Consider the following 13,053-nt stretch of genomic DNA (forward strand, 5'->3'; position numbering starts at 1 on the left):
TTGTCGCCCTAGTCAGCGTGGCGATTTATCGGTATTGCGTTTGCCGGAACCTAGAATAGCAGGCAGGACAGACGTAATGGCAGACAGTTCAATTCGGTGGTCGCGCGAAGATGCTCAGGCGGTATTTAATCTTCCGTTGATGGATCTTCTTTATCGCGCACAGACCGTTCACCGTGCGAACTTTGACCCCAACAAGGTGCAGATGTCCCGGTTGTTGTCGATCAAGACGGGCGGCTGCGCCGAGGATTGCGCCTATTGCTCGCAATCCGCGCGCAATGGCTCGAAACTCAGCGCGTCAAAGCTGATCGAGGTTGAACGGGTGCTGAGAGAGGCGCGCAAGGCGCGCGATGCCGGTTCCACCCGGTTCTGTATGGGGGCCGCGTGGCGCGAACCCAAGGCGCGCGACATGGACGCTCTGGTCGCCATGATCGAGGGCGTCAAGTCCATGGGAATGGAGACCTGCATGACACTGGGCATGCTGGACGACACGCAAGTCGTGCAGCTGCGCGATGCCGGGCTGGACTATTACAACCACAATATTGATACGTCCGAGCGGTATTACCCCGAGGTGATCACCACCCGGACCTTTGCGGACCGCATCGATACTCTGAACCGCGTGCGCGAAGCGGGAATGAAAGTGTGTTCGGGCGGCATTCTTGGCATGGGTGAAACCGGTGAGGACCGGATCGACATGCTGGTGACCTTGGCCAACCTGCCCGAGGCACCGGATTCGGTTCCGATCAACATGCTGATGCCGCAGGCCGATACCCCGCTGGCAGAGGCCGACCCGATCGACCCGATCGACTTTGTACGGGTTATCGCGCTGGCCCGTATCATGATGCCGACATCTCATGTCCGCCTGTCCGCCGGACGCACGGATATGAGCGATGAGATGCAGGCCATGTGTTTCTTTGCCGGGGCCAATTCGATCTTTGCGGGCGATACGCTTCTAACGGCGGAAAACCCTGGTGACAGCAGCGATGCGATCCTGTTTGCCAAGCTGGGCATTCAGCCAATGGAAGCGGAAAGCGCGGCTCAGCTGGACGCCGCCGAATGACGGCGACGGCGCGGCTTTCCCGGGCATTGGAGGTGTTGGAGACACGCCACCGTCTGCGCAAGCTTGCGCCGCGGCAGGGGCTGGATTTTGCTTCGAACGACTATCTCGGTCTTGCCGCGTCTGATCTTTTGAAAACTGCGGCGCATCAGGCGCTGGACCGGGATGTGCCGCTGGGCTCAGGCGGATCGCGCCTGTTGCGCGGCAATCACGCCGAGCATGAGGCACTGGAGTCCGAGGCAGCGGCGTTCTTCGGGGCCGAAGCGGCCTTGTACATGGGCGGTGGGTTTCAGTCCAATCAGGCGATCTTTTCAACCCTGCCAGCAGCGGGCGACCTGATCCTGCATGACGAGCTGGTCCATGCCAGCGCGCATGAAGGTATGCGTCTGGGCCGAGCCCAAACCTTGTCCTTTCCGCATAATGACGCTGTCGCGGCTCGGAAGGTGCTTGAGGGCTGGCGAACCGAGGGCAACACCGGTCAAGTCTGGATCGCTGTCGAAAGCGTCTATTCGATGGAGGGTGATCTGGCCCCTCTGGCAGCGTTGTCTGCGCTGGCATGCGAGGATGGGGCCGTTCTGGTTGTGGACGAAGCCCATGCGACGGGTGTTTTTGGTTCGCAGGGCAAAGGGCTGGCGCATGGGCTGGCTGCCGAGGTTCTGACCTTGCATACATGTGGCAAGGGGCTCGGGGTCAGCGGGGGCCTTGTCTGTGGCCCGGGACCGATGATCGAGACGCTGATCAACCGGGCGCGCCCGTTCATCTTTGCCACTGCGCCGTCGCCATTCAATGCATCGCTGTTGCGCGTGGCGCTGCAAGCCTTGCAGGACGATACGTCGCTGACATGCCGGGCGCGCGATCTGATGGCGCATGCACATTCCGAAGCGCAGCGCCTGTGCGGTCTCGGCGGTTTCCAAAGCCAGATTTTGCCTGTGATCATCGGAGCGGACGCGCCGACGATCAGCCGGGCTGAAGAACTACAGCAGCTGGGATTTGACGTTCGGGGTATCCGCCCGCCCACCGTTCCGCGCGGCACGTCTCGACTGCGGGTGTCAATCACCGGCAATGTGGACAAGCAGGGCATCACCGCGCTGTTTCAGGCAATCGCCCGCCAGCAATCGGTGGCGGCATGACGGCGCTTATCGTGACTGGAACCGACACGGGCGTTGGCAAGACGGTGTTTTCAGCCGGGCTGACCGCTGCTTTGGTGGCTACGTATTGGAAGCCTGTGCAATCGGGCCTCGAGGATGCGACCGACAGCCAGACCGTCGCCGCACTTTCCGGACAACCGGTTCTGCCGGAGACCTATCTGCTGAACCTGCCTGCCTCACCGCATCTGTCTGCCGAGGACATGGGCGTCGAAATCAATCTCGACCGGCTGGAGCTGCCGCGCACTGATGGCCCGCTGGTGGTCGAGGGGGCCGGGGGCGTCATGGTGCCGCTGACACGGCAGGCCTATTACCTTGATCTGATGGCGCGGTGGCAGTCCCCTGTGATCCTGGTTGCGCGCACGGCGCTGGGCACGATCAACCACACCACGCTGTCTTTGATGGCGCTGCGCAATGCGGGTTGCTCTGTCGTCGGCGTGGCCTTCGTCGGAGACGCCGAACCCGAGGTGGAGCAGACGATTAGCCAAATGTCTAAGGTTGCTCATTTGGGGCGGCTGGGGCGTATTGACGATCTGAACCAGACCACGCTGAAAGACGCCTTTTCCGCCATCGACATGGATACGATCCGGGGGGCGTTGTGACACCGCTGGAGTTTGACGCCCAACATCTGTGGCACCCTTACACCAACGTTGCCGATCCGGGCCCAATGCACCTGATCGACCGTGCCGAGGGCGTCTATCTGTACCGCGAGGATGGCACGAGGATGATCGATGCCATGTCCTCGTGGTGGTGTGCGATCCACGGTCATGGTCATCCTGCCATCACCTCGGCCATGCGGGCACAGTTGGATCGGATGCCGCATGTCATGTTCGGCGGGCTGACACATAGACCGGCTGTCGGGCTGGGTCAGAAGATGGTGTCGATGTTGCCCGACGGGCTTGACCGGATATTCTATTGCGACAGCGGATCGGTCTCGATCGAAGTAGCTATGAAGATGGCGGTACAGTACCAGATGGCCCTTGGCCGCACCGGCAAGGTCGAGTTCGCCACTATTCGCGGCGGCTATCACGGCGACACCTGGAAGGCGATGAGTGTGTGCGACCCGGTGAACGGGATGCACGGGTTGTTTCGCGGCGCACTGTCCATCCAGCATTTCCTGCCGCGACCAAAGGTTCGCCTGGGTGAAGACTGGCCCGAGGATGGTGCCCACAACGGATTGGACGCGTTGGAACGACTGTTGCAGGACAAAGGCGACCGGATCGCCGCGCTGGTTCTTGAACCGGTCGTGCAGGGTGCGGGGGGAATGTATTTCTATCACCCGGAATGGCTGTGCGCGGCTCGGGCGCTGTGTGACGCGCACGACGTTCTGATCATCTTTGACGAAATCGCCACCGGATTCGGGCGCACCGGTCATCTGTTTGCGAGCGATCTGTCGGAGGTGACACCGGATATCATCTGTCTGGGCAAGGCGCTGACCGGCGGGCATATCTCATTTGCCGCCACGGTCACCAGCAGGAAAGTGGCCCATGGGATCGGAGACAGCGAGGCGGGCGTCTTCATGCACGGTCCGACCTATATGGCCAACCCACTGGCTTGCGCTGCGGGGGCAGCGAGCCTCGGGCTTTTGCAGGACGGTCGCTGGCAGTCAAAAGTCAAGGCAATTGAAGCGCAGATGCGGGCCGAGCTTGCCCCTGCGCGCAATTTTCCTGGGGTCGCAGATGTACGTGTGCTGGGCGCTATTGGCGTGATCGAGATGCGCGACACCGTTGATCCGCGCATCGCCCATCGCCGCGCGCCCGAAACGGGCGTCTGGTTGCGACCCTTCGCCCGCAATATCTATTGCATGCCGCCTTTCATCATCTCGGCTGACGACCTGAGCCGCGTGACTGCGGCCATGGTCGACCTGGCACGGGGTGCGCAATGAGGCGGCATTGGTTGGCCCGAAACGGCGGGCCAGAATTGACTCTTGTGTTTGGTGGCTGGGCCCTGGGGCCAGCCCCTTTTGCCGCGCTAGAAGGCGGTGCGGATGTTCTGGTCGTCGACGACTTCCGTGATCTGGCGGATGATCTGACCGAGATCGGAGACTATGATCGGGTGCGCGTGCTGGCCTATTCCTTTGGTGTCGCTTCAGCCGCGCATTGGCTGCATGCCGCTGGCCTGCAACCCAGCCGTCTTGTGGCCGTAAACGGAACGCTTTTTCCGGCGGATGCAGCGCGCGGTATTGCGCCCGAACTGGTGACGGCCACAGCCGACGGTCTGAGTACCGTGAGCTTCGCCCGGTTTTGCCGCCGTGCCGGTTTGGATGGGCCAGTTCCGGAACTGGATATCCCAGCGGCACGCGACGAATTGCACGCCATTGCCGCCAGAGGCCCGGCGCCCGAGACCGAATTCGACCGGGTCTGGATCTCGACCAAAGACCGCATAATCCCGACGGAGGCACAGACCCTAGCCTGGGCGGCCCGGCCTCAGAACGTGCGCCGAATTGACGGCCCCCATATGCCGTTTCGGAAAGGTCAAAGTTGGGAGGGATGGTTCGCATGAACATCCAGGTCCCGGCTCGTGTTCAGCGTAGTTTTAGCCGCAGTTTCGGAACCTATGATGACGCTGCCTGTCAGCAGGCTTGGGTCGCCGAGCGTTTGGCGCAGGCACTAAAAGATTGCGGTGCGCCGAAGGTGTTCGCGCATGCGTTCGAGTTTGGTTGCGGTACCGGGCATCTGACCCGCGCGATGCACAATCAAGCCCGGTTCAAGCGATTGACGTTGAACGATCTGACGCTCGAGGCCCGCCAAACTGCGCAAAACCACGGCGCAGAGTTTCTTGGTGGGGATGTGGCAAAGGTCGCATGGCCCGACGGGCTCGATCTGGTCGCTTCGGCCTCGATGATCCAGTGGGATCCCGACCCGGGTGCTTTGCTTAGCAAGGCCGCGCACCATCTTGCTCCCGGAGGGTGGCTTGCAATCTCTGGCTATGGCCCTGAACTGTTCCGCGAGCTTGCACAGCTGGGGTCGTCTTCAAATGCGCCCGGATTGATTGCGCTGCAGGAGCTTCGCGCCCTTGCCGCCCGGCATTTTGATGTTCTGGACGCGGGTGAGGCGCTGCACCGCCCGAGCTTCCCCTCGCCCCGTGCCGTCTTGGACCATCTGCGGCAGACCGGCGTGAACGGGCGGGCGCGCAAAGTCTGGACCAAATCCGCGTTGGCCCGATTCACGGAGCAGTATTCGAAATGGTTCGGTACACCGGATGGGGTGTCGCTTACTTATCATCCAATCTGGATCATCGCGCGCCGCCGCTGAGACAAGCGGCTCAAGTTCGCGCACCAAATCAAAATCGTCGTCAACGAATTCTTATCAACCTCGGATTACCAGTGAGTCACCACGTCCTGTCTGCGCCGATTCCGATGACCTGACCTCAGGCTATCCGCTCGACGCAGACGCGTAACCGGGAGTTCTGATGCCGTGAGATTCTGGGTGCTCATATTGATCGCATTGCAGGTTGTTGCGGGATGCAGCAACGACTTGCGGGGAACCAGATCGTTTGAGCCCGCCAAACCTGATCCGGGGGTAAGTACGGTCACAAAACAGAACCTGTCGCGCAGCATCGCGGGTACCGAGTTTGCGGGGCTCGTCCGTTCCAGCGTGGCCGAGTCACCCTCATCAGCGGCAGGGGTCGCCAGCATCGCCGCCTCGCAATCGCGCATTGCCTCGGAAAAGGGCAGGTTCAGACCGCAGCTGAACGCAGAGACCTCGGTAACTGACGAGGGTGACACGATCCCGATTCTACGGCTGAGCCAGATCATCTATGACGGCGGCAAGGTTGCAGGACGTGTAGGTCTGCGTCAGATCGAGGCGCGACAAACCTGGCTGAACGAGTTGTCGGTCTTGAGCGCGCTGAGTTTTGAGGCCGTCGAAACAATCATCGACCTTGATCGCAACCGCAGGCTTGAAGATCAGGCACACGAGAACCTTGAACGCACCACGGCACTGGTCGATGACCTGAAGGATCGGTTCGACGCCGGGGCGGGTTCGGTGGCCGATCTGCTTGCCGGTGAGGGGCGGCAATCGAATGCCGAGACTGAACTGGCGCAGGCGCAAACCGATGTCGCGCTTGCAACCGCGACGTGGGTCGAAGTGTTTGGGTCACTGCCGGGAACCGTACCTAAAATCCCGCGCGCGCCCGCGCTTGTGGGAACATCCTCGCAGGACATGGTGGCCCGAAGCCCGAGACTGCGCAGTCAGATCGCAGAAAGCGAGGTGCGCGAGCAAGAGGTTTTGGTCGCCGAACGGGCAACGCGACCAACTTTGTCTGCAATCCTGGAGACGGATTTTGACCAGGGCTCTATCGACGACGGTGTGCAGGCCCGCCTGGGCGTCGACATTCCAATCTATCAGGGGGGATCGGCGCGGGCCAACGTCCAGACAGCGCGGGCCAACCACCAGCAAAGCAAGGCCAATACAGAGGCCCTGCGACGCGAGTTGCAACGCAATCTGACGCAGGCGCTCGAGGAAACGAACTCGATCCAGCAACGGCTGGCTCTGGCCCGGCGGGCTGTTGTCATAAATCAGGATGCGCTGAACGCTGCCCGAGGCCAATTCGATATCGGTCGCACGACGTTTCTGCAAATTCTGGACGCGCTGCGCGAGCTGAACACCGCTCAGGTGCGGGTCATTCAATTGGAGGCGCAGGCACATCGCGCGGAATACGCGGTGCTTGCGGTCACAGGCGACATATTGGATGCCCTCGGGGTCGGGCGGCCCAACGATCCAAGCTTGTAAACGTAACATGCGGTAGGCGCGCGGCCAAAGCCAAGATCTAGCGCGTGCGGCCCTGTGTCTTGAGCCGTCGAGCAAGGTCACTGAGAACGCGGTAAAGCTCACCAACGGGTGGGTTCCACTGGGCCACATCCTCGCCCTGCGTGGCGACAACATGTTGGTCCCCGCGGGCGGCGGGGCCGGTGAGAGCGTCCTGCGGACCCAGGGCGACTACGTTTTCAACGGTGCTTTCCAGAAGCTTTGCGTTCAACTGCCAGGCAACGTCGTCCGAAACGCCTGCCTGTGCCCAGGCATCCCGTGCAATAGCTTGTAAAACAACAGTAAAATTATTCGAGATCACCGCAGCCGCGTGGTAGAGGCTTTTGCTTTCGGATCGGATCGAAAAGCACTCGGCGCCGAGCGCTTCAAGGACGGGCCGAAGGAAGGAGACTGCAGACGCGTCGCCCTCCAATCCGCAAAGCGCACCCTTGAACTGGTTTGCCGCCACCGCTGGATCAGCAAATGACATGACCGGATGAACGCTGGCCAGATGCCAGTTGAGCGTCCGCAGAGGCGCCATCTGATCGGCCGGGTAAAAGCCGCTACAGTGAAAGGCGATGGATGCCTCGGCTGGTGAACGGGTCGCGGCAATCTCTGTTGCGACGGCTTCGATCTGCGTATCGGGTACGGCTAAAATCCAGAGATCAGCGGGCCGCAGATCGGACATGTGCCTAACCACGCGTCCGGAACCAACTTGCTCAACGGCGTTGCGTGCCGAAGTATCACTTGCGCTTAGGACATTCTGTATCTGAAACTTCGGCAAGGCACTCAGCAGCTTCAGGAAGGTTTGCCCGACCTTACCAGCGCCGATCAGGTTCACTTTGATCAGGTTCATCTTTGCCTGCCCTTCTGGCGTTTGCACCCAATGCGCAGTCTGTCACGCAGGTCACGGTAATCCTAGCCTGTTGGGCGAGCGTTTAGCGCAGGTTCTCGGAGTGTCATAGAAGCACCGCGACAGATCGCATCGATTTGGCAAGATTGTGGTTCCGATACGGGCACGGATTGTGCAAACAGGTATTGTCATGAGGCCGGTTGGAACCAAAGCCATGAATCGCAAACTACTGCACCAGTTTGACCCGAATGTTCGGGCCGCGCTGGGCGAGACATTGTGCTTTTTCGACATAACCGCTGTTCACCAGGAGGCGTCCGCATGAATGAGATGGCCAATTTGGACATTCGAAACGAAGGGATGCGCATCGGCGGCGCAGAGGTGTTTGCAGGTGCCACATTGCCGGTCCAATACCCCTATACCGACGAAATCATCGGCTATGTGCCCGCGGGTGACGCGCGTCACGCAAAACAGGCGTTTGAGATCGCGGCAAACTATCAGCCGACCCTGACCCGGTTTGACCGCAGCCGGATCCTTGGGCGGGCGGGGCAGATCATCGGCGAACGGCGCGAATACCTGGCCAAGTGGTTGACATTGGAATTGGGGATCTGCCATCAGCATGCGATCTACGAGACCAAGCGCGCGCAGGATGTGTTCCAGTTCGCCGCTGCTGAAGCTTTGCGGGATGATGGCGAGGTCTTTTCATGCGACCTGACGCCCACTGGCAAGGACCGCAAGATTTTCACCAAGCGCGAGCCGGTTCGGGCGATCTCGGCCATCACCCCGTTCAACCACCCGCTCAACATGGTGAGCCACAAAATTGCTCCGGCGATCGCCACCAACAATTGTATGGTGTGCAAGCCCAGCGAACTGACCCCGCTGACCGCGATCACGCTAGCTGACATCCTGTATGAGGCTGGTCTGCCGCCCGAGATGTTCCAGATCGTCACCGGCTGGCCGAACGACATCGGCGATGAGATGGTCACCAACGGCAATATCGACATCGTCACTTTTACCGGTAGTGTTGCTGCAGGAAAGATGATCGCAGAGAAATCGGGCTATAAGCGCACGGCGCTTGAACTGGGCGGGAATGATCCATTGATTGTTCTCAATGACCTGAGCGAAGACGATCTTGAACGGGCCGCTGCAATCGCGGTGGCCGGGGCGACCGGAAATTCGGGTCAGCGCTGCACGGCCGTAAAACGCATTCTGGTTCAACACAGCATCGCCGACAGATTTGTCCCCCTGGTGCTGGAAAAAGCCAAAGCGATCAGGTTCGGTGATCCGCGCGACCCGGAAACGGAACTGGGCTGCGTCGTCCATGCGCAAGCCGCGAAATTGTTCGAACGGCGCGTTCAGATGGCGGCCGATGAGGGCGCGGAAATCCTGTACAACCCCGGTCGGCAAGGAGCTCTACTGCCGCCGATCGTTGTGGACAAGGTGCCCCAGACGTCAGAGTTGGTGATGGAAGAAACCTTTGGTCCCGTCGTGCCCATCCTTCGAGTCCCGGACGATGATGACGAGGTTATCGCGATCTCGAACGCGACGGTTTTTGGCCTGTCTTCGGGGGTTTGCACCAATGACTACCGCCGAATGCACGCATACATCGAAGGCTTGAATGTTGGCACAGTGAATATTTGGGAACAGCCGGGATACCGCATCGAGATGTCGCCCTTTGGGGGTATCAAGGACAGCGGCAATGGCGTCAAGGAAGGCGTGATCGAAGCAATGAGGTTCTTTACGAACGTAAAGACCTATTCGCTGCCGTGGCCAGGACGGGCCTGACGGGAACAGACCCGCCTAATTTGCACACAGTCAGACGTGTTTGCAAAACTTGAAAACCAACCCCTGAAGCTTCCTCTGCCATCGGGGCCGAGAGCCGGTGATGACTGGGCATTTTGATAGAAGGCTCAGGCATATCAGGTCAGTTTTCTCAAAGCAAAAACGTTGTTAATGTAACTAAAGTATACTACGCTGCCATTCGTGCAACTTAGAACGGACTCTTTGTCTTAACTTTCAGAATCATGTGGCATCCTGAATTTGCCTGGTGCGACTTCTTCGCCTGGCTTCACTGCCATCCAGGTACGGGCCCGCGACTGCGTATGAATGACCAAACGGGGTAAGCAGAAATATTTCGGAGGCAAGGGAAACCCACTGCAATTACTGGGTTATGGCAACATCCGACGACCGGCCAACGCTGCCTGCCTGTGAGAATTGCAGCTGCACTAGTTTTGTCGAAAGCCATCGTCTGATCTAAATTTTGAACGAACTTGACTTTATTGGTGTTGATTGGGTAACAATTCTCGTTACGATTACAACGAAAAATGTAAGCGAGCGTGTTTTGTTACCGGCTGCTTGAGACAAGCTGTGCTCGCTTTGTTGTGGAAACAGGATGGAACCGAGAAAATGGCAAAAGCATTCGCGTCTCAGGGAGACTTGACGGAGAAGAAGATCACCTTTGATGAGATCGGCGAAGGACTTTATGCCTTTACCGCCGAAGGGGATCCGAATTCGGGGGTGATCATCGGGGATGACTCGGTGATGATTGTCGAGGCGCAGGCGACGCCGCGGCTGGCGAACAAGGTGATCGAATGCGTCCGCAGCGTGACCGACAAGCCGATCACCCATGTTGTTCTGACCCATTATCACGCGGTTCGGGTTCTGGGCGCCAGCGCCTTTGGAGCGCAGCAGGTGATCATGTCGGACAAGGCGCGGTCGATGGTTGTCGAGCGTGGCCAGGAGGACTGGGACAGCGAGTTTCAGCGTTTTCCGCGCCTGTTTGAAGGCCACGAGAGCATTCCCGGCCTGACCTGGCCGACCACGACATTCTCGGACAGCATGACGGTTTACCTGGGCAACCGCCGGGTTGACATCAAGCAGATCGGCCGCGCCCATACGGCCGGAGACGCGATCATTCACGTGCCGGATCAGAACGTGATGTTCACGGGCGACATCGTCGAGGCGCACTCGGCCTGTTATTGCGGCGACGGCCATTTCAACGATTGGGGCCAGACGCTGGACAACATCAAGGCCTATGACGTGGACGCGATCGCGCCGGGCCGCGGCGAGGCGCTGGTTGGGACCGAGGCGGTCAACGCGGCGCTGGAAAACACCCGCGATTTTGTCGACAGCACATATCTGCCGGTGGCCAAGGTCGCTGCACGTGGCGGATCGCTGAAGGATGCATGGGATGCCTGCCGCGCGTCCTGCGATCCGAAGTTCAAGGACTATGCAATCTACGAGCATTGCCTGCCGTTCAACGTCTCTCGCGCCTATGACGAAGCCCGTGGCATCGACACACCGCGCATCTGGACCGCACAGCGCGATCTGGACATGTGGGAAGCCCTGCAAGGCTGATCGGCGATTTTTTGGAGGAGAAGAAATTGATGTTCGACGACAGATATACTCTGGCGGATAAGGTTTATCCGTATGAGAAGTCACCCGATCAGGACAAGGCCGAGGCCGTTCGCCATCCGGTGGTGGTCGTGGGGGGCGGCCCGATCGGCATCGCCACCGCCCTTGATCTGGGCCAGCAGGGCGTACCGGTTGTGGTGCTGGATGACCATGAGGGTATCGGCATGGGAAGCCGGGCGATCTGCTTTGCCAAGCGCACGCTCGAAGTTGCCGATCGCTATGGGTGCGGCGAGCCGATGGTTGACCGGGGCGTGGTCTGGAACTTGGGCAAGGTGTTCCACAAGGATGACCGGGTGTTCTCGTTCAACCTGTTGCCGGAACAGGGCCACAAATATCCGGCCTTCATCAACCTGCAGCAGCCGTATTTCGAACGCTTCATGATCGATCGCCTGCGCGAGTTGCAGGCAGGTGGCGCGCCGATCCAGCTGCGCGGCAAGAACCGTGTCGATGCGGTTGACGTCAAGGATGATCACGTGGTTCTGGATGTGATGACGCCGGACGGCCCCTACAAGGTGGAAGCCGACTGGCTGGTGGTTTGCGACGGGGCAAGTTCGCCCGTGCGCAACATGCTGGGCTATGAGTTCACCGGCAAGGTGTTCCAGGACAGTTTCCTGATTGCCGATATCAAGATGAAAGGCGATGTCGAGTTCCCGACCGAGCGCTGGTTCTGGTTCGAGCCGACCCACGGGCAGGGGGCCTCGTTGCTGTTGCACAAACAGCCCGATGATGTCTGGCGGGTCGATTTCCAGATCGGCTGGGATGTGGACCGCAAGGAAGAGATGAAAGAGGAAAACATCCGCCGTCGTCTGGATGCGTTCCTGGGCGGTGTCGAATACGACATGGTCTGGTCCTCGATCTATACGTTCCAGTGCAAGCGGATGGACAGCTTCCGCCACGGTCCGGTTCTGTTTGCCGGAGACGCGGCGCATCAGGTATCGCCATTTGGTGCACGTGGCGCCAACTCGGGAATGCAGGACGCCGACAATCTGGGTTGGAAACTTGGGTTGGTGATCAACGGCAAGGCGCCAAACACGCTGATGGACACCTATTCGGAGGAACGGGTGCACGGGGCGGATGAGAACATTCTGAACTCGACCCGGTCGACGGACTTCATCACCCCGAAATCCGAGACCAGCAAGATCTACCGCGATGCGGTGTTGAACCTGGCGGGTAAGGCGCAGTTTGCGCGGCCACTGGTGAATTCGGGGCGGTTATCCGTGCCCTGTGCCTACGATGGCCTGTCGCTGAACGGGCCGGATGAGCTGACCGGAGGACCGGCGCGTACGCGCGTCGGGGCGCCGATGGTGGATGCTCCTGCCAGTGGCGGCTGGTTGCTGGATCGGCTGGGCGGAGCGTTCCAGTTGCTGACCATCGATGCAGATGCGCCGGACAGCCTGGAGGTGGACGGCATCACGGTAACCCGTGTCGCGCTGAGCGCGGATGGCAACTCGGAACTGGCGGATCGTTATCTGGGCGATGGCGGATCTGCGGTCTATCTGATGCGGCCCGACCAGCATGTTGCTGCCCGCTGGGACAGCTTCGACGAAGCGGCCGTTCGCAAGGCCCTGAACACCGCAACCGGTCGCGGATGAGGAGAAGATCAAGATGAGCACTCTGAATACCGATCCCAATATCGCCAACCCCGATGATTTCTATGCGCGTCTGCTGAACGTGTTCGAAGGGAAATCGAAAGAGGAAAGCGATGCGCTGAGCGCGCGTCTGGTTCTGATCCTGGCCAACCATATCGGCGATGCCGAGGTGCTGGACCAGGCCATGAGCCTTGCCGCCGATACCTGAGCCGGAAAAGACCCTCCAAGCCAGAAAACCTGCCAAAATGGCGCC

General features: G+C 59.9%; 12 protein-coding genes. 11 read left to right on the plus strand and 1 reads right to left on the minus strand.

Features of this window, described 5'->3' with window-relative positions; genetic code table 11:
• Nucleotides 1–76: 76 nt before the first annotated feature.
• From bioB to ACR0JA_RS15690, 7 genes are all read left to right on the plus strand, one after another.
• Nucleotides 77–1,057 (plus strand): biotin synthase BioB, encoded by a 981-nt coding sequence (gene bioB / locus ACR0JA_RS15660; protein ID WP_480576723.1) that lies wholly within the window; start codon nt 77–79, stop codon nt 1,055–1,057.
• Entirely contained in the window at nt 1,054–2,184 is a 1,131-nt protein-coding gene (locus ACR0JA_RS15665) for an 8-amino-7-oxononanoate synthase (RefSeq protein WP_480576726.1), read from the plus strand. The genes bioB and ACR0JA_RS15665 overlap by 4 nt, the downstream gene beginning before the upstream one ends.
• Nucleotides 2,181–2,801, plus strand: a complete 621-nt coding sequence (bioD, locus tag ACR0JA_RS15670; protein ID WP_480576729.1) for a dethiobiotin synthase — start codon at nt 2,181–2,183, stop codon at nt 2,799–2,801. The genes ACR0JA_RS15665 and bioD overlap by 4 nt, the downstream gene beginning before the upstream one ends.
• Nucleotides 2,798–4,084 (plus strand): adenosylmethionine--8-amino-7-oxononanoate transaminase, encoded by a 1,287-nt coding sequence (bioA, locus tag ACR0JA_RS15675; RefSeq protein WP_480576732.1) that lies wholly within the window; start codon nt 2,798–2,800, stop codon nt 4,082–4,084. Before bioD ends, bioA begins: the two co-directional genes overlap by 4 nt.
• Nucleotides 4,081–4,701 carry a pimeloyl-ACP methyl esterase BioG family protein gene (locus ACR0JA_RS15680; protein WP_480576735.1) on the plus strand — a complete coding sequence of 207 codons (621 nt, stop codon included), beginning with the start codon at nt 4,081–4,083 and terminating at the stop codon, nt 4,699–4,701. The genes bioA and ACR0JA_RS15680 overlap by 4 nt, the downstream gene beginning before the upstream one ends.
• Nucleotides 4,698–5,453: a methyltransferase domain-containing protein gene (locus ACR0JA_RS15685; RefSeq protein WP_480576738.1), complete on the plus strand. Its 756-nt coding sequence runs from the start codon at nt 4,698–4,700 to the stop codon at nt 5,451–5,453. The genes ACR0JA_RS15680 and ACR0JA_RS15685 overlap by 4 nt, the downstream gene beginning before the upstream one ends.
• Nucleotides 5,454–5,627: 174 nt before the next feature.
• Nucleotides 5,628–6,932 carry a TolC family protein gene (locus ACR0JA_RS15690; RefSeq protein ID WP_480576740.1) on the plus strand — a complete coding sequence of 435 codons (1,305 nt, stop codon included), beginning with the start codon at nt 5,628–5,630 and terminating at the stop codon, nt 6,930–6,932.
• A 37-nt stretch (nt 6,933–6,969) separates the two neighbouring features.
• Here the strand turns inward: ACR0JA_RS15690 and ACR0JA_RS15695 are convergent, their stop codons facing one another.
• Nucleotides 6,970–7,803 (minus strand): Rossmann-like and DUF2520 domain-containing protein, encoded by an 834-nt coding sequence (locus tag ACR0JA_RS15695; protein ID WP_480576743.1) that lies wholly within the window; start codon nt 7,801–7,803, stop codon nt 6,970–6,972.
• Between the two features lie 315 nt (nt 7,804–8,118).
• On the opposite strand from ACR0JA_RS15695, the gene phnY reads away from it, so the two are divergent.
• From phnY to ACR0JA_RS15715, 4 genes are all read left to right on the plus strand, one after another.
• Nucleotides 8,119–9,582: a phosphonoacetaldehyde dehydrogenase gene (phnY, locus tag ACR0JA_RS15700; protein ID WP_480576746.1), complete on the plus strand. Its 1,464-nt coding sequence runs from the start codon at nt 8,119–8,121 to the stop codon at nt 9,580–9,582.
• Nucleotides 9,583–10,203: 621 nt separating this feature from the next.
• Nucleotides 10,204–11,154 (plus strand): MBL fold metallo-hydrolase, encoded by a 951-nt coding sequence (locus ACR0JA_RS15705; RefSeq protein WP_480576749.1) that lies wholly within the window; start codon nt 10,204–10,206, stop codon nt 11,152–11,154.
• A gap of 29 nt (nt 11,155–11,183) precedes the next feature.
• Nucleotides 11,184–12,803 (plus strand): FAD-dependent oxidoreductase, encoded by a 1,620-nt coding sequence (locus ACR0JA_RS15710; RefSeq protein WP_480576752.1) that lies wholly within the window; start codon nt 11,184–11,186, stop codon nt 12,801–12,803.
• Nucleotides 12,804–12,816: 13 nt separating this feature from the next.
• Nucleotides 12,817–13,008: a DUF2783 domain-containing protein gene (locus tag ACR0JA_RS15715; RefSeq protein ID WP_480576755.1), complete on the plus strand. Its 192-nt coding sequence runs from the start codon at nt 12,817–12,819 to the stop codon at nt 13,006–13,008.
• Nucleotides 13,009–13,053 lie beyond the last annotated feature (45 nt).

The organism is Ruegeria sp. AM4 (assembly GCF_056540665.1).